Origin of the sequence: Peribacillus sp. B2I2, from assembly GCF_041261685.1 — a bacterium.
GTDB lineage: Bacteria > Bacillota > Bacilli > Bacillales > DSM-1321 > Peribacillus.
This window is the reverse complement of the sequence record NZ_JBGCCB010000001.1, coordinates 1999350-2015262: the sequence shown is the minus strand read 5'-3', so window position 1 is coordinate 2015262 and position 15913 is coordinate 1999350. Positions and strand designations below refer to the sequence as shown.

At 38.1% G+C, this 15913-nt stretch carries 16 protein-coding genes and 1 pseudogene; 3 read left to right on the top strand and 14 right to left on the bottom strand.

From position 1 onward, the window contains the following. Positions 1–52: 52 nt before the first annotated feature. From ABIE66_RS10180 to ABIE66_RS10145, 8 genes are all read right to left on the bottom strand, one after another. Positions 53–3184 carry an AAA family ATPase gene (locus tag ABIE66_RS10180; RefSeq protein WP_370014598.1) on the bottom strand — a complete coding sequence of 1044 codons (3132 nt, stop codon included), beginning with the start codon at positions 3182–3184 and terminating at the stop codon, positions 53–55. Beyond that, a complete protein-coding gene (locus ABIE66_RS10175; protein ID WP_370014597.1) occupies positions 3181–4326 on the bottom strand; it encodes an exonuclease SbcCD subunit D in 1146 nt (381 codons plus the stop codon). The genes ABIE66_RS10180 and ABIE66_RS10175 overlap by 4 nt, the downstream gene beginning before the upstream one ends. Positions 4327–4489: 163 nt before the next feature. Continuing rightward, positions 4490–4918, bottom strand: coding sequence for a DUF2621 domain-containing protein (locus ABIE66_RS10170; protein ID WP_034312903.1), 429 nt, complete (start codon positions 4916–4918; stop codon positions 4490–4492). Between the two features lie 80 nt (positions 4919–4998). Next, complete coding sequence (locus ABIE66_RS10165) at positions 4999–5304, bottom strand: DUF3219 family protein (protein WP_289335717.1); 306 nt, start codon at positions 5302–5304, stop codon at positions 4999–5001. A gap of 125 nt (positions 5305–5429) precedes the next feature. Further along, complete coding sequence (locus ABIE66_RS10160) at positions 5430–5657, bottom strand: sulfurtransferase TusA family protein (protein ID WP_370014596.1); 228 nt, start codon at positions 5655–5657, stop codon at positions 5430–5432. A 40-nt stretch (positions 5658–5697) separates the two neighbouring features. Then, on the bottom strand, positions 5698–6753 hold the full coding sequence (locus tag ABIE66_RS10155; protein ID WP_289324596.1) for a YeeE/YedE family protein: 1056 nt from the start codon (positions 6751–6753) through the stop codon (positions 5698–5700). Between the two features lie 213 nt (positions 6754–6966). Then, entirely contained in the window at positions 6967–7443 is a 477-nt protein-coding gene (locus ABIE66_RS10150) for a CcdC family protein (RefSeq protein ID WP_289324595.1), read from the bottom strand. A gap of 656 nt (positions 7444–8099) precedes the next feature. Beyond that, on the bottom strand, positions 8100–8807 hold the full coding sequence (locus ABIE66_RS10145; RefSeq protein ID WP_289316882.1) for a cytochrome c biogenesis CcdA family protein: 708 nt from the start codon (positions 8805–8807) through the stop codon (positions 8100–8102). Between the two features lie 257 nt (positions 8808–9064). On the opposite strand from ABIE66_RS10145, the gene ABIE66_RS10140 reads away from it, so the two are divergent. The 3 genes from ABIE66_RS10140 to ABIE66_RS10130 all read left to right on the top strand — a co-directional run bounded on the left by ABIE66_RS10140 (position 9065) and on the right by ABIE66_RS10130 (position 11919). Continuing rightward, on the top strand, positions 9065–9238 hold the full coding sequence (locus ABIE66_RS10140) for an aspartyl-phosphate phosphatase Spo0E family protein (RefSeq protein ID WP_289316883.1): 174 nt from the start codon (positions 9065–9067) through the stop codon (positions 9236–9238). Between the two features lie 547 nt (positions 9239–9785). Then, the gene (locus tag ABIE66_RS10135; protein ID WP_289316884.1) at positions 9786–10184 is read left to right on the top strand and encodes a DoxX family protein; all 399 of its coding nucleotides are present in this window, start codon (positions 9786–9788) and stop codon (positions 10182–10184) included. Positions 10185–11100: 916 nt separating this feature from the next. Next, positions 11101–11919, top strand: a complete 819-nt coding sequence (locus tag ABIE66_RS10130) for a hypothetical protein (protein WP_370014595.1) — start codon at positions 11101–11103, stop codon at positions 11917–11919. 678 nt (positions 11920–12597) lie between these two features. On the opposite strand, the gene ABIE66_RS10125 is transcribed toward ABIE66_RS10130, so the two are convergent. The 6 genes and pseudogenes from ABIE66_RS10125 to ABIE66_RS10100 form a co-directional block, all read right to left on the bottom strand. Further along, complete coding sequence (locus ABIE66_RS10125; protein WP_370014594.1) at positions 12598–13722, bottom strand: NADH-dependent flavin oxidoreductase; 1125 nt, start codon at positions 13720–13722, stop codon at positions 12598–12600. A gap of 98 nt (positions 13723–13820) precedes the next feature. Then, complete coding sequence (trxA, locus tag ABIE66_RS10120) at positions 13821–14135, bottom strand: thioredoxin (RefSeq protein ID WP_289316887.1); 315 nt, start codon at positions 14133–14135, stop codon at positions 13821–13823. Between the two features lie 47 nt (positions 14136–14182). Further along, positions 14183–14569, bottom strand: a complete 387-nt coding sequence (locus tag ABIE66_RS10115; protein WP_370014593.1) for an IDEAL domain-containing protein — start codon at positions 14567–14569, stop codon at positions 14183–14185. Between the two features lie 101 nt (positions 14570–14670). Continuing rightward, the gene (locus ABIE66_RS10110) at positions 14671–15090 is read right to left on the bottom strand and encodes an RrF2 family transcriptional regulator (RefSeq protein ID WP_289324590.1); all 420 of its coding nucleotides are present in this window, start codon (positions 15088–15090) and stop codon (positions 14671–14673) included. 164 nt (positions 15091–15254) lie between these two features. Beyond that, positions 15255–15523: pseudogene (locus ABIE66_RS10105) on the bottom strand (spore coat protein). A 27-nt stretch (positions 15524–15550) separates the two neighbouring features. Continuing rightward, complete coding sequence (locus ABIE66_RS10100; RefSeq protein ID WP_289324589.1) at positions 15551–15757, bottom strand: hypothetical protein; 207 nt, start codon at positions 15755–15757, stop codon at positions 15551–15553. Positions 15758–15913 lie beyond the last annotated feature (156 nt).

Here is a 15913-nt window from a genome sequence, read left to right as displayed (position 1 = left end):
AAAAGAATGGCATAGGGAGCCACATTCTCCTTAGCCATTCTTTTTTTTTGTTTTATCCAGCAAAGTAAAAGGAAGTACGACTTCCTTTTTGTGTCGAAATGACTTGAAGCTGGGCATCGATTCTTTCTTTCAGCTCTGGAACATGAGAAATTATCCCGACTAATCTCCCGGTACTTTGTATATCCATCAATGCTTCTATCGCATGATCAAGAGATTCGGGGTCTAGCGTACCGAACCCTTCATCGATGAACATCGTTTCGAGTGAGATCCCGCCTGCATTCTGCTGGACAACATCCGCAAGACCCAAAGCAAGTGCAAGGGATGCCTTAAAGCTTTCACCTCCCGAAAGGGTTTTGACATGCCTCTCCTGTCCTGTATATTGGTCGTACACGGATAACTCCAGACCGCTCTGGATATTCCTGCGTGTAGGATCCAGCTTTCGCAACAGCTGATATCTGCCGCTGGTCATTTTCAGTAATCTTGAATTGGCTTCTTTTAGGATATCATCTAAAAAGGCTGCCAATACATACCGTTCAAAAGTTATTTTGAAGGAGTTTTGGCCTTTGGAAATCTCAGACAGGTGACCGACGATACTGTACCTTTCATCCAGACTTTTCTGATCTTCCCTGATTTGCGCCAATTTCCTTTCGATTTCTTCGTTAGTCCGTTTTTCTGCATGTAATTCATTCTGATTTTGGCGTAACGACTCCAATTCCAAATCTATGAAATCAAAAGTCTTTTTCAATCCTTCAAGGTCCGGTTTGATCACATCTTTCAGCTTCAATTCCAAATCATGAAACAGACTTAAAACACTTTGCCAATTTTGATTATACTGCTGGATTTGGTCCTCCAAATTTCCAAGTGCCGCTTCCGATTTTTTTGCGGCGGTATATTCTTTATAATTGGAAAAGCCTTGATTGGTCATATCCGTAATTAACTTTTCCCGTTCCTCTTTCAATTCTTGATTTAAAGCCTCTATATTTCCAATTAGAGATTCTTTTTTTGCATTGATGACCGATTCTTTGTCCTTAACCATTTGGAGGTTTTTTTGTGCATCTTCCAAGGCAATTTGTAATTTTTTCTGTGTTTTTACAGCCATTTGGTATGCTGCATCATATTCTTCCTTTGTTCGTATTCCATCTGGAAGGGAATCGGTTAATCCTGTCAGTTTTGTAGAGTTCTCAATATACCTGGTTTTCCCTTGGTCCTCTTTTCTTTCTAGAGAGGCCAGATTCTCCTTTAGCTTGGATGCTTTCTCTTTTAATTCCAGCAACTTTCTTTCCAGATCATTAAATAAAGACTTTTTCCGCATCAATTCATTTAACTGTTCTTGCAGCGCTTTTCCTTTTTCTGCAAATCGTTTCAAATGACCAGCAAGATCTTCAAACCTAAACTCCGGCAGGTCATTTTGTAAGTCCCTAAGCTTTTCTTGTGACGAATCGACTAGTGCATCATATTTAGATTTTGCTTGATAAAATTCACTTTCGGCTTGGCTTTTTTGTTGTTCTACAGTTTTCAGCTTGTTTTCTTGCTCTTTCAGTTCCAAATCCGTTGGCATATCCTCATGCATTCGTGCTGGGTCAGGATGACTTAACGAACCGCACACAGGACAATTTTCTCCTGGGTGTAACATGGTAGCAAGCATGCCCGCTTGGCCTGATCGCCAATTTTGATTCAGAGCATCCAGTTTTCCCTTTTCCTGGATTTGAATCCTTTGAATATCTTGAAATCGATTATTCTTTTCTTCCAGAACCCGCTTCACATTCTGAGTCTCGGAAAGAACTTCTTGAAGCTTTTTTATTTTCAATAACGATTGATTATTTCTTTCAGCTTCGATTTCCTTATCGCGATGAAGAACTGCCGCTTTTTCCGCTTCTGTTTTTTCACGAGCAACTCTCTCTGCTTCCTCTTCGATTGCTAGATGTTCCGAAACATTTTTTTCACGAAGCCCTTTACTGGTTCTCCACTCTTTTTCATCCAATGCAACCTGTGCTTTTAAGCTTGCAAAAGTCATGACAGCATCTTTTACCTGCTCAAGCTGATGAACAGTTCGTACGGCCTGATCCCTCTGGTTTTCCTTCAGCATTTCCTGCTCATAGGAAGCCTGCTTCTCGATATGCTCAGCCCGTAACTTTTCGGCCTGCTCACTTAACTTTTGAACTTCAGCATTCGCATCTTGTACTTGTTTGCCAATTCGCAAATAGTATTGTTCCTGCTTTTCAAGCGAAGCCGCTTTGTGTGCCATTTTTATTTGGCCTTTCACTAGTTCCATTTCAGGCTGTTTTGCTTCAAGGTCCTCCTTTTCTTTTCGTAGCTTTTCTTTTTCCGAAAATCTATTTATTAAATCGACCGCCTTTGAAAGCTCTTGATTTACTTGATCGCGAGCTTTCTGCTTTTCCTTTATTTGTTTATTTACATACTCATTTTTTTCTGCTGCTGCCAAAATGACTCCCTGTAACAGTGGTAAAACCTGTTGTTCATTAGGCTCTTCCGCTTGCAATTGTGCCTGCAATTCTTCATGGTTGCCTGGTTTGATACCTTTCATTAATTCAATTCGTCGCTGAGCGCTTTTTTCACTTTTCTTTCTAAGGATGGAAGCCTCTTCTTTTAATTTTTCCTCTATTCGTTTATAAAGTTCAGTATGAAATAATTTCTGGAGAATCTGTTCCTTATCTTTGCTGTCGGAAGTTAACAGTTTTCGGAATTCATTCTGTGGAATCATCAGGATTTGCCGAAATTGATTGGCATCAAGTCCAATGAGTAATTTGATTTTTTCCTCAACCTCACGCACATTTGCACCAAGCAATTTTTTCCCTTCCGCCAATATCTCATATAATTCAGCCTTTGCTCCAACCGTCGTCGTTCCTTCTCCTGATTTTTTCTTTCGTTCCTGCTGCGGAGACCGGGTCACCAAATACGTTTTCCCACGCAGGGTAAATTGCAGCGAGACTTCCGTTAACATATCATCTTCGGCAAACTGACTTCGTAAATCTTGCCCGCTTCGGTCTTCTCCACTGGCTTTTCCATATATCGCAAAACTGATACCATCAAATATCGTTGTTTTCCCTGCGCCTGTCTTTCCAGAGATGACAAACATGGTCCGTTCTCCAAGGGAATTAAAATCGATGGTTTCCCTTCCTGCATATGGTCCGAATGCCTGCATCGTTAAAATATGAGGTCTCATTTCAATGCCTCCTCTTTCTTCACGGCTTCAATTACCGAAACCATCAAATCCTGCTTTTTAGAATCAAAGTCCCGATCTGTCATTTCTTGATAAAACGTTTCGAACAGGTCCAATTCTGATTTTCGTTCATCCTTTATAGAAGAGAAGGATTTTTTTCTTCTAAGGTCGGTTAGATCCCATTTTCGCTCTAGATGCAGTACATTCGGGTAAATCTGGCGCAAGCGATTAATCGGATCGATGAGCGAACCCTCATCATTTAGTGTTATTTTCAAGTAGTCATCCTTTTTTTGCGATTGATAAAAAGAAGGATCGAGTAACTCTTCCATCGTTCCGGATATTTCCCTCATATCCAGCTTGGGTGCCAATGATCGATAGTTTATTTCGAAACTTCCATCTTCGTGCATATCGACAATGGAAAGCGACTTATTTTGCTTGGCCTCTGAAAAAGAGTATTTTAATAGTGATCCAGAGTAAAACACCTTAGGATGACGTATTGCGTCTGGACTATGTAAATGTCCAAGTGCCGTATAATCGAACGCATCGAATAAGTCAGATGAAACACAGCCAGAACCACCCACCGACAAGACTCGTTCCGAATCGCTCGTTTTTCCGCCTAATACAAAAGCATGTCCTACGAAGACATTCGGTTCATCCTTATTGAAAGTCTCCGTAATCGTTCCGGTTATCCGCTTCATCGCTTCTTGGTGGGAATGGATACTATCATCTTCAAAAAGATGGCGAACCGTTCCAGGTTCTGCATATGGAACACAATAAAAATTCACGCCCTTGATGCGAACCGGCTCACATGCCTTTGTCAATTTCCCATGAATGTATAACTGGCTATGACGATACCATGATGAACCGAATGCAAGCCTTTCCGCAGAATCATGGTTTCCTGATATTGCAACGATCGGTGTATTCATTTTCACATTAATCGTATAGAGGATTTCATCAAGAAGCTCTACCGCTTCAGTCGGCGGAACGGAACGATCATATAGGTCACCGGCAATCACAACCGCATCAGGTTTTTCTTCCTCGACAATTTCTATGAATTGCAAGAGTGCATGCCTTTGGTCATCTGTCATATGTACCCCGTGAACGATTTTTCCTAAATGCCAATCGGCCGTATGGATAAATTTCATAGTTTCACTCCGTCCTCATTTTTACTTACTATTATTATATCAAAAATTTAACGAATAGCATGGTTTGGGTACAAACGTTCTAATTTTTACCACACTGCCCTATTATTTTCAATTATTTAGAATAAAAAAAGGCAAACTCCAAAAGAGTCTGCCTTTTTCAGCATTAGCTGAATAAGTGTTCATATGGACCCATATTCACTTTTCTTTCAGCTAATTTTTTTTGTAAAAATTTATGGTCACGTTTTGGTGTGGCAATGATATAGCCGCGTATCACTAAATCTTCCGTAATATCGCCCGCTTTTTCTTTTAATGCCAATTCACCGATTTTCCCCGCAATTTTATGACGTGCAACATCACGAAAAAGTTCTGGTACAGGGCTCACTAAATCTTCGAGTAATTCCTTTTGCTGCTTTGACCATAAGTGCTTTGTTTGGTCCAAATAGTATTCTTCCCAATCCATATCGGATTTCCCATCTTCTTTGGGAAATCTTTTCAGGAACTTCCGAAACATGAAAAAGCCACCTATGCTCATCAATATAATTAAAAGGGCTACCCAAAATAGAATAAACCATAAAAACCATCCACTAAGCAAAGTACCACCTCATATGTATAGAATGATCGTCACTATTATTATAGACAGTAACCCATATCTTTACAAGACTGGCAATGTAATCATTCGGGCTCGTTCACTTCCAGCAAGACCAGCGAAAAATCCCCTACGGCATTTTCTTCATAAAGATTCGTGACCGAAGTCGCATAGTTAAAGATCTCTGCTCGAAATTCCTCGTTTGTCTGAGGGATCTTTAAATCAAATACCATTTGATAAAGCAGTGTTGTAATATCATGATATTCACTATGTGTAACCTTGAAATTGAAACTGACTTTTCTGACTTCCTTGCCTTCAGAATCCTTTACAGTTTCAGAAAGAAAATCAGTAACATGCAAGGGAACATCGTTTAAAATGACCTCGTCTACCATTATCAACATCTCCTTAAAAAGTAGTTAAAGACATGTTATCACTAGAAACTTTCAGCGCCAATGATTCAGCCTTGAAAAATTCGAAAACGTGCACAGGAACCCTGGCACGTTTTCTTTGAATCAATTTAATTTCCCTTTTTGACGATGATACGCCATTTAGCGTCATCGATTTGCTCAAACTCCGTGATTTCATGACCTTCAGTTGCGACCCAACGCGGAATGCTCTCCGTTGCTTGTGTGCAATCGAAATTAATGATCAATTCCTCTCCTTTGGCCATATCCACTATCGCTTCTTTTGCTTCCACTAAAGGGAATGGGCATACCATTCCAGTCGTTTCCAATACTTTCGCCATTTATATTCCACTCCTTGATTAATGTTTTTTGCCTTTTACCTTAAGCCGCTTTTGATGTAGCTGCTGCCTGCTTTTGCTTACGGATAATCGTGAAATAAGTTGCTACCCATGTACCTAGTAGGAAAAAGACAATCGCAATCCAGCCTTGCCAAGCAAATAACGCCGAGTTCACCAGACCATTACCGATTGTGCACCCTCCGGCAACACTTGCACCGAACCCCATGATTACACCGCCGATTGCATTGTTCCGTAACGTCTTTATATCGGGCAAGCGCCAACGGAATTCCCCACTTCCTTTGGCAGCAATGAAAGCACCAAGGAAAATGCCCAATACCAAAAACGTACCCCAATCAATTAACGCATCATCGCCTGTAATAAGGAAGGTTAGAATGTTCGCGGAAGGTGCTGTAATTCCAAGTCCGAACATTCTGCCTGTCATAGCACTTAGCGGCCATGCCATGATTGCAATAAGGCCAACCAATAATGCTGTAACAAAGGGATGCCACCGTTTTTCGAATAAGATGTGGGCCAATCCTGTTTTTTTCGGTTTCATTTTAAAGATTGGCAGTTTCGGTTTTCTCAATTCACGAATCACCAAGATGCCAACCAAAAGTGTCACAATAAGCACAAGCACCCACGGCGAAACATTAAATGTTTCATGAATGTACGTATCACTCGTACGATAGGACAACAAATTATCCCCAGCAACTTTCCATACACCATATTTCGTCATGGCTGCCCCTAACATATATCCAAAAAGGGCAACCCAACTCCCAATCATGCCCTCTCCGGCACGATACCATGTTCCAGTGGCACAACCGCCTGCCAGAACCATTCCAATACCAAAAATGAAGCCACCCACGATTGTTCCCAACCATGGAAAACCATCATTTCCAAACTGAATGACCCCTGTATCATTCAATGCATAAACACCAATACTTTGTATTGCTATAACAACGAATGTAGCTAAGAACATTCGTCCATCTTTAGCTAAAATCAAATCACGATATGCACCAACAACACAGAAACGGCCTCTTTGAAGCACAAACCCCAGCAATAAACCACAAATAATCCCGAACACAATCATTTGTAACATTAACCGTTTCCTCCTTAAGTAAAATATATATAGTACCAATATAATATAATCCGGATGAAATTACTAGGTTTTTGATTGTGTTTTATAGAATCTAGTAATCATGAATGTCTTCATTGACTTGAAAGGTTCCCAGGCAAACAAAAAACCTGAGTCATTTTAATATCGACTCAGGTTTCCTGGATTGTCCCTTTTATCCATTCTCATTTACTTTTATCACACCATATTACTTCCACTAAAACTGGCTGCTTTAACTTTTTTGTATTGGTATAGCATGGCAATTCTCCATGGAACGATCATGGCAAAAGCAAGTAAGAAAAACATTCCGCTCAAGACACCGATTTCAATCGTGCTTCCCAGCATCAGTTTCGCCACCAGCCGAACCACCATGAGACCAATCAATATGAATATGAAAGCTTTAGAGCGCTGAATATAAATTTTTTCATCTCTAACTTCGAATTTTGATGTTTTAATTAATAGGATGGAAAATAACATCCCTGCAACAAGAGCCTCCAAAAATTCGTATCGAGTCACCCGGAACATAGGAAAAATAAACATCAAAGCACCCGTACTCATAAAAAGCGGCGGTAAGATGATTTTCTTTTCGTTCACTGGTTTTTTTGTTTCCTTCATCCGGAACATGAAAACACCCATAGCCATCACAATCGCTATACCTGTTGATATATATATCATCTCTTAACCATCCCTTTTAACTAAAAATAGGTAAGTACCATTAAAAATTATATATGACTTCAATTTATAAACAAAGTATATATTACCTACTTAAGATAAACAAGGTGAGGGTTTTTAATTAAGCGCCCTATTGATGCATTCAATTCCCTGCTCTCGTCAAAAAGATTGACCATAAAATCTTTCGTCCCGGCTTCTATAGCTCGACAACCATTTTTTGCTGAACCATAGCAGAGCACATTATACCCTTTGCAACCGAAGTTCCTTCTCAATTTCTTTAACGGCATCCAGACGGCTAATGATTGGCGGTAATATCCATCGTCACTGGGCCAGGATTCAAATTTCGATATTATTCAATGGCTTCTCGCCCACACAAGATCACTACTTGTCCTGATTTTGATAAAATATTTGAAAGTATCATTCTCATAAACTTTGGCATCATCAACTATTAATATTTGGGCCATGGCCTTTTATCTTCATTTCAAACAACAGTATTATAAAACCTTATTAGAAATGTAGTGATTCTATAATACGCAAAGATTTTGTGACTTTAGACACAAAATAACAAGAAAAACGAATAAAAAAATAATATACCAATAATAAGTCCTGACGACGGGTAATGCCAATTGAATATTTTTGAAAAAATAGCTTATTATGGACTAAAACCCCGTAAAGCCACCGAATAGTCTAGACAGGACTGCAATTATTTTGGTCATCCAATCAAAAAACAAAATCACACCCATTACAATCATTAAATATCCGCCAATCTTCATGATGTATTGGCTGTACTTTTTGATCCATTTCAACTTTCCGACAAAGAAAGATAATATGAAAAACGGTATGGCAAATCCTAATATATAGGCAGTCATATAGCTCATGGCGGCGCTAGGGTTAGTTGCACCCAAAGAAACGACAGCACCTAAAAGTGGACCTGCACAAGGCGTCCATCCAGCAGCAAAGGCAAGTCCGATTAGAATGGAACCAATATATCCGCTAGGTCGGTTTTTAAATTCAAAACGACTATCTTTCATCAATGATTTCGGCTGAAAGATTCCAACAACGAATAAACCAAAAATGATAATCAGGATGGCACCAATCTGACGAATCAATTCTTTGTAATTCGAGAAAAAAGAACCTAGATAGGTCGTACTAAAACCAATCGCAATAAAAACCAGAGAAAAACCAAGCAGGAAGAATAAAGTATGCAGCATACTTCTTCTTTGGAGCATGGCGTTCTCGGATTTGATTTCACCAACGCTCATACCAGTGATATAAGATAAAAAGGCTGGATATAGCGGTAAGCAGCATGGCGAAATAAAACTCAAAAAGCCTGCCCCAAAAGCTAAAAACATATTTATATCATTCAAATGAGCTCACTCCTATGTATGTCAACCTATAAACATTGTAACAAATAAGATAAAAAAATACATTTATGGAACTGTGAATATTTCATGACAACTAAATGGCTGACATCGGAATGGGCCACGGGTTAAAATTTCATTAAGTTAACTTATTTGAATTCATTGGTTCAAGTCGATATAATTGTTATATTCATACAAATTTTACAACGAAAACATAAATAAAAGGTACCTTGAAAAAAAGTTGGGGCCAGAAAGGAAATATAATGGCTAAGAAGAATGAATTTCTCGAACAGATCGAATTAAAGAGAAATGAGCTTATCAAAATTGTTGCTAAAGATGGTTTAAACTCCCATGTTGCCGTTGAATATAGCCAGCAACTTGATCAATTATTAAATAAATATAATGAACTTTTTTATAAAACTGGTACAGGCCTTTAATCCCCTAATCTCTTACCAGTTCATCTCCCATTGATAACCACCATGTCATTATATGCTTACTTTGAACGGACTATCTCCTCTTTTTCCTTTTCGTTCCACAAATGAATACATAAGCATATCCTTAACTATCCTAAAAAACAGGCAAACGCCATCGGCACTGCCTGTTTTCTTGTTTTTTCATTTAATATCATGTACATGAATTACATAGCAATATCAACATCTGATGTCGGTGCATAGTTTATCACGACAAGAATAATAGGAGACCCAGCCAAGATGGAAGAACCGTCCGGAACATTAATCACTAAACGACTATGAATGTGTTAGGATTTCTAATTTATTGTAGGCCTCCAAGCTGAAATCACCCGGTTTTTTCAGCACCTTTCCCGATGAACGAGCCTTAAGCGTTAAAATAAAGTTTGACAAATCACTCAAAAGATATTATCTTTAATTAAAGATAAATCAATTCGAGATATCGTAGTGTTTTTTTAAACATAAATCTCGAATTAAAAATATCTAAATTAAAAATAAATTCCAGGAGGAATCATAAATGATTGGTATCGGTTTATTAGTTATACGTGTAGTAATTGGATTATCGTTTGTTGGACACGGGGCGCAAAAACTGTTTGGATGGTTTGGCGGTCATGGCTTGAAAGGTACTGGAGGCTGGTTTGACTCAATTGGCATGAAGCCAGGAGTTACCATGGCCCTATTTGCTGGTCTATCAGAGCTTATTGGCGGAGCCTTATTTGCTTTAGGTCTCCTTACACCCTTTGCAGGTATATTGATTGCACTTACAATGCTCGTTGCGATTGTTAAAGTTCACGGCGCAAATGGCTACTGGGCAACTCAAAACGGTTATGAATATAATCTTGCCATCCTTGCAGTGGCGATTGGTGTAGCGATGACCGGAGCTGGCCCATACTCACTTGATTCCTATCTTTTTTAAGGAAATCGCTTGGATATGCTAATGCCTATTATCAAAAAACACGGAGTGGATAAATCCACTCCGTGTTTTTTCATTTCCCCCATCGTCTCTATAAAACAACAGATCATACTTTCTCCAAACCTAACCCTCTGTACGAATGCTTAAGCATCAAACTTCGAACCATTGAATTTTAAACTTTATATGCTTATTAATATTGGCATTAATACTAGTTTCCTTTTTCACCTCTTATACGTAAACATTTTCTCGTATATTCCAAATATAAAATAGATGGTTTCAATTATGAAACGCAAACCGCCTTTGCATCATGGATGTACGGTAGGATTTATAACCGTAAATGACTTTCTTTGTCAAACTTTAAGTTCATCTTACAAGCTGGGTTAATGCCATTAAATTATTGTGTTCTATCTATTTCATTCTGTTCCTCCTCTTCCGTTTAGGTATAAATTTTTCACAGGACTAGTGCCTATATAATATAAAATATGAAACTTTGGATAAAAACAAAAGTTCCCAATTTGAAATATCATGTCTAAAAACTAAAACTAAAAATCAGGAAAAATAGAATACAGTAATAATGAGAATAATCATAACCTCATGTTTTTTTATCTCCGGCGTGTCCTCTCTGAATCAAAAGATCCGCTATAAGTTAAATATTCCCTCAGATACAGTTAAAGTGCTCCAATTCAATCTGAGGATAATAGAAATCAATTGTACTTTAATTTAAATACGATAGATATTTAGACTCTAGTAAAAAAAAATATGAAATTACTACTAAGATAAACAATATAAATCCCCGAGTGATGACATTATTATTTACTGTTTCATAAACTTTACTTCGATTAATACTTTTTAATCCTTAAAAACAAGAAAATACAGAAATAAATAGTTTAGTTATTAAATGAAAAAGGGGGCAAAATAAATGAAGTTTTTATCTTTTGTGGCAGTATTTTTATTTTCTTTTAGTCTTGCTACAACAGGATTTGCTGGGGAAAATCGTCTAAGCGTTAGCAAGGAAAGACTCACAGTAGCAGAGTTGGATTACCTTGTAAATGAAGTCGGCAATACTCAAGAAGAATCCGAGGATTTACCTATTGAAATTTCAAGGCGATTAATTGAAGAGAAAGCTAAAGTTATAGATTCTGGATCAGAAATTATGGGTATTTATGATTCAGAAGTTAATAGCCCAGGGCAAATCAGTACTTTTGCATCTATCGCTGCAACAACTTTAAAATTAGGTGGAACTGTATATAAAGTAAAAAGTGATCGTTCAAAAGAAGATAAATTTTATATATACGGTAATTTTCAATGGTTAAAAACACCTTCATATACTTTAGTGGATAAAATGACAATTGGTTTCCCTTCAAGTTCAGGACTGTACCTGCCAACCAGTGGAGGGAAAGTAAAACAACACCAGCACAGATATTCTCAAGATCAACAAGGAAATGGACGTTGGATTGATTATGCAATCAAGTATTCTCCAAGTAATTGGGAACCAAGTGCTGGTGTGGCTGGTTCATATGATTTAAAAGCTTCTACTAGTAAAACCAAGCATAAAGGGTATATTGGACAATATGTATATGTTCCCACATCCAAAAATGGTAAAATAAACATAAAAATAACTTATGGTCATAGAAGAATTGCTGGTACACCTTCTGTGTCAGTATATCCGGCCGGTTTATCTATTACACCAACAACAGCTACAGATACAAGGTCATATGCATTAACACTATCTTATTGATCTGTTGTTAGAATGGGGGGGCCATGAGGCAAATCATTATTAATTTCATTTTCATTCTAGTAATATCAGTAATCTTATTTTTTATCTTTAGCTATGATGCATCTTTAGATAGTGATTTTATGTTGTCTCTTTTACTTATCATTACTCTCCAAATATCTTTGATATTAGCTATTCTATTAAAAAGAAGATAACATCAGAAGAGCAGCCATTAATGGTTGCTCTTCTATGTTGTTGAATAGCAGTCTTCTTAGGTTGGTCCACTACAGACTGTGACTTGGAAGAGCTGTGTGCTCCTTCCATATCCACGGCGTTCCGTAAAGGTAGCCCCCTTTACTCACAGAAATTTCCGAATGCATCTGCCGTTGAGACTTAATTGCTGGTCAATGAAAATTCGTAAGTCTTTCCCCTTTTTATTTTCCGAAACAGCTTAGAAATTGAATACTCGGTTATTCATTCCTTTAAGGATTCAATCTAAAAATCACTATATAGATTCTTTACTCTTTTCAATGACCCTTCCATAAACATAAAAACCCCCGGATAAGGAACACTTTTTTATGTGTGTCCGTTATCCGGGGTATCGGTCAATTCGATTGGGATTTTCATTATCCAAGTACAATCATTCCATACGATTTTGCACACTATTAGTATCGTTTAATTCACTAATATATGAACGTCTACCTATTCAATGCCTGGAAACCAGCCTGGGGAATGGATGATCGCTTGCCATAATGGATCTGGTATATCAAGTTGCTGCTGATTATCCTTGTTTATTTTTGTAACGATTTCTGTTTCTTTTCCTTGTTCCACTTTTTGTACCCACTCTGGATCGATTATGAGTTCACGTCCTAATGCGATTAATGGAACGCCAGATTGAAGTGCTTCGATCGCATCATCCGCTGTATAGATGGAACCAACACCGATGATAGGAACTTGTTCTCCGACACGTTCTTTTATAATTTCTATCCGAGGTCGGTCAACCTCTGCTCCCCGTCTTGCTTTCGACCAGAATTCCATTAATGAAACATGGAGATAATCCAGTTCCTTTGTCGCAAGTCCATCAATTAATGAGAGTGTATCATCCATAGTGATTCCTGGTGTTTCCGGTTCCTCCGGTGAAAAACGATATCCTACGATGAACGGATCCTTGGCATGTTCTGCAACAGCCTTTTTCACTTCATCCACAACAGCTAATGGGAAATTCAGCCGTTTTTCCAGAGATCCTCCCCACTTGTCTTCACGACGGTTTGAATGTGGCGAAAAGAATTGCTGAAGCAAGTAACCATTCGCACCGTGAATTTCGACACCATCAAATCCCGCTTCTATGGCACGTCGGGTGGTTTCACCAAAATCCAGAATGATCGATTCAATTTCCTTTTCAGATAGTGGACGCGGAACTGCTTTCCCTTCTCCCTCCGATGGAATATTGCTTGCACTGACTACATCGCCATTTGGTATTAATTCCGGTGGAACCTCGCGTCCACCATGAAAAATCTGGAGGATTGCTTTTGCACCTTTCGCTTTAATCGCTGAAGCTAAACGACTTAGGCTAGGAATCAATTCATCTTGATCACCGCCAAATTCACCATGAAAACCTTTTCCATTTGCCGTCACGTAGGTACATGCCGTTATTACCATGCCTACCCCGCTTGACCGTCGTTCATAATAAGTAATTTCGGCATCGGTTACAGTGCCGTCAGGATTCGAAGAGAAATTTGTCATAGGCGCCATCACCACCCGATTTTTCACCTCTATCCCCTTTCCTAAATTGAACGATTCAAATAATGGTGTATATTTAGAATTCATTTAGTAATCCTCCATTTAGTTACCCACCCTTTACGGTGTTGGTTGGTATAAGTCCTTACCTTACATTACAATACACAGCACGCATTTTAAAATCTTAATCATGCATGTTTTGCAATTAATTCCGCAATGGCTTCTTTTGGCTGGAAGCCAATTGCCTGATCTACCTTTTCTCCATCTTTGAATAGGATAAGGGCTGGAATCCCCATCACTCCATATTCGCTTGTCGTATCTGAATTTTCATCCACATTAAGTTTTACGATTTTAACCCGATCACCCATTTCAACATCAATTTCATTAAGCACTGGGGCAATCATTTTGCATGGACCGCACCACGGTGCCCAAAAATCAACCAGTACCAACCCTTCCTTGATTTCACTAGCAAAATTATCATCCGTTACATGTTCTATTGTCATGTTCATTTCCTCCTTGTATTATCCGAAATATTTATGGTCTTTACTCATCATCTATTTAAATCAAGTTTAGCGATTCTATTTCCCGGAATAAGAAACTCTGATTTCCTGGCATTTATTTTCGGATGGATTTTGATGGATTCCAATTTACCGGATAACTCCATAAACCACGTTTCATCTTTAGAAAGCAACGCCAAATCAATTAAAGCCAAAAGATGATTTTCGTTACTGATTTCTAGATCCGGCAGTTTTTCAGCCCATTTACTCGGAATCCAAATCGATTTCCCCACCGCTTTTTCATTGTCACTTTCCACCACGTTCACTTTAACGATTTCTCGATCCGCGCTTACTTTTTCAATGAAACCATGGATAAGTTCCCCTTCTCTTGATCTTCCCTGTACCCAATCCTCATTTTTGAACTGATTATTTTCAGCCATAATCATTAACACCCCTTTATGTTCATTTGGTATTCAATTTATAGTTATTAACTGTAATAAAAAAATATACAGTAAGTGCAAAAGAAAAAACTAAATCAATATCACGGACATTGTTTAATTTTTTCCAAAAAAGTGCTAAGCGTTATATTTTCTAAATATTTTTCAAAATATAACTCAGCTTCATCGAATATTTGATCCATGACCACCTGGGTGTTGGAAGATATGACACATTTTTTCTCGGGATCACCTGTACACCACTTAGGCTTCAAAGTTCCATGTGATACCGTTATATAAATATTCGCCAAACTCACCTCTTCAGGATTACAGTCTAGAATATAGCCTCCGCCCACACCTTCTTTAGTCTTAACAAATCCTTTATTCCTTAAGCAGCTCATCATTTTCCGAATCCTTGCAGAGTTTGTACCAACGTTTTCTGCGATAGACTCACTGCTTGCCATATGATCTGGTAGATAAGCTAAATAGACCAAACTATGCACAGCTATTGTAAAATCACTATTCACTTTTGCATCCTCCTCAAGGGGATTACTGTAATATTAATATTTACAGTTGATAAAGTCAACATAAAAAACTCAACAGCCTACTCATCTTTGTTGATTAATTTATAAATGCAGTGAAATTCCCCCCCTATCAAATAATAGAGGGCATTTGTTGGAAAATGAAAACCTTATTTTTGAGAAAGACTCAATGCCGTATTAGCCGCTTTTAAATTCACCTGCGACTGCTCACTTATATCCTGTGGATGATAATAACCTTTTGAAACCATATAATCACTTATTAACCCAGATGTTCTACAGCAGATCTCAGCTGTTCCCGAAATGCAGCCCTCAATTCAGGTGAAGCTGTTTCTGTTATGGCGAAAGCCGTATTTCTTATTCCTGATTTGGCTGAATTCAGAAAGTCTGTAGCAATCACCTGATCTGTCATACCGCCCATACCGCCATATTTTGCAAAAGGTAGTCATTATTTTTTCCCTCTCCTTAGATTAACCAGGATTTCCTGTAATCTTTGAATGTGCTCTCTGCCGCTGCTCATGTCCTGTAAAAGAATGTTTTTCAATTCCGTATCTTGGACTAATCCCTTCATTGTAGAAGCTTTTGATAGACAAAGGCTTTTGAAATTCAATATTTCATGCAATTCTAACGTTACATGCAATCCTAACTTTTCCACTAAGTATCTCTCCTTTCATTTAAATTCACTTACTTATCTTTCGTTGTTCAAAATGTCTTATTCATTACTTTTCATTTTTTTATAAAAGGTTACAACCTTTAGAAAAACAACATGTAGCCCTCTGTATACCTGAGAGTTGAATAGGGAGAATTACCT